The 1,885-nt window shown below is 69.5% G+C and carries 1 protein-coding gene; it reads left to right on the top strand.

Features of this window, described 5'->3' with window-relative positions; translation table 11 throughout:
• Positions 1–1,719: FtsK/SpoIIIE domain-containing protein (locus K4B79_RS47435; protein ID WP_232033708.1), on the top strand; the 1,719-nt coding region annotated here is incomplete at its 5' end.
• Between the last annotated feature and the right edge of the window lie 166 nt (positions 1,720–1,885).

The raw sequence follows: 1,885 nt of genomic DNA, 5'->3' as shown, positions 1-1,885 counted from the left end.
GTCGGGGTCGGCGTCGGCATGAGCATCGGCGTCCTGGTCGCGCTCGGCGTCGTGATGGCCATCAACAACCACGACATCACCGACGTCATCACCCCGCTTGCGGCCACGATTGAGTTCATCGGCCTGCTGATCAGGATCGTGCAGGTCGTGTGGGGCCCCGCCCTCGTGATCGGCCCGTTGTTGGCCCTGCTGGGCATGTGGACCGTTGGCAGCAAGCAGCAGGCCGCACCCCAGTGGGCCCTGCCCGCCAACATCCGCAGTAGTGAGGGTGAGCCGATCACCCCGTCCATCGTCGTCAAGGCCCTGCGGGATCTCGGCATCCCCGCCCTGCGCACCGCCATCAAGGAGATGGGCGACGCCGGCGCCTCCATGCTCGGACCGATCACGATCGCCGGATGCGGAGTCGAGGTCGACGTCACCCTGCCCTCCGGCGTGGCCACCAACGAGGTGCAGAGCAGGCGGCGCAAGCTGGCAGAGAACCTGACCCGGCACGAGCACGAGGTGTACATCACCATCCCCGAGGCCGCCCGCACCGTGCGCCTGTGGATCGCCGACTCCGGCGCGCTGGACGAGCCGATCGGCCCCTCCCCGCTGGTCACGGACGAGACGATGACCGCCAACTACAAGACCGGCAAGGCGCCGTGGGGCCGTGACCTGCGCGGCGACGGTGCCGAGCTGAGCGTGTATCAACGGCACCTGCTCATCACCGGCCGCTCCAACCAGGGCAAGACCGCCGCCCTGCGCTCCGTGGTCCTGTGGCTCGCGCTGGACCGCTCCGTGCAGTTCTGGGTCGCCGACCTCAAGGGCGCCGGTGACTGGTCCATGCTCCACGGCATCGCCGACGTACTGATCGAAGGCCCCGCCGATGACCACTGCATCCAGGCAACCGAGATGGTCGAGGACGCCGTCACCGAGATGAACCGCCGCCTTGAGGTCCTCAAGGACAACCCCAGCGCGGTCTTCCGACCGCTGATCGTGCTGGTGGACGAGGCGCAGAAGGCGTTCATGTGCCCGGCCGTTGACGACAAGAAGCGCCCCTACGGCGGCTCCAAGGCCACCAGCCGCTACTTCATGGCCGCCCGGACCATCCACAACCAGGGCCGCGCGGTCGACGTGCTGCTGTGGCAGGGCACCCAGGACCCCACCGACCAGAACCTGCCCAAGCTGGTCCGCGAGGGCGCCCACACCCGCGCCTCCCTCGTGCTCGGCTCCGAGTCACAGGCCAAGATGGCGCTCGGGGACAAGGCAGTCGAGGACGGGGCCGCCCCGCACTTGCTGCGCCAGGGCCTGGACAAGGGAACCCTGGTCGTCGCCTCCGACGGCATCGACATGCCCAAGGGCCAGTCCTCCATCACGGTCCGCACCCACTTCATCGACGACGACCCCGCCAAGGCCATCGCCGACCGCGCCCGCGCCCTGCGCGACGGGGTGACCACGCTGACCGTGATCGAGCGGGGCGAGGAGCGCGATGCGCTCGCCGACATCGCCGCCGCCATCGGCGACGCCTCCCGGCTGCCCACCACCGATGTCCTCAAGCGGCTCGCGATGCTCAGCGAGGACACCTACGGCACCTGGACCAACGGCGACCTCAAGCGCGTGCTGGAGGCCGAAGGCGAGGAGCCCAAGAAGTCCCACGGGCGCATGGTCGTCCACCGCGACCACGTCCTGCGTGCCCTCGCCCACCGCGACGACGAGGATTCCACTTCCGCCGCCGGATAGCGGGGAGGCAGACCCGCCCGTGCCGGGGAGGCGGGGAGAACTCCCCAACCCCCTCCCCGGCACGCATCCCCCGCACTGATCAGCGAAAACATCATTTCGGGGAGGCGGGGAGGCATACAGGTCAGCACCCCGAAAACCCCCTCCACAGCGCCCCTCGAAGGGGGTG

This window comes from Streptomyces lincolnensis (genome assembly GCF_021173675.1).
GTDB classification, from domain to species: Bacteria; Actinomycetota; Actinomycetes; order Streptomycetales; family Streptomycetaceae; genus Streptomyces; species Streptomyces lincolnensis_B.
The sequence above is the reverse complement of the archived record's forward strand: the minus strand, read 5'-3'. Positions and strand labels throughout refer to the sequence as shown.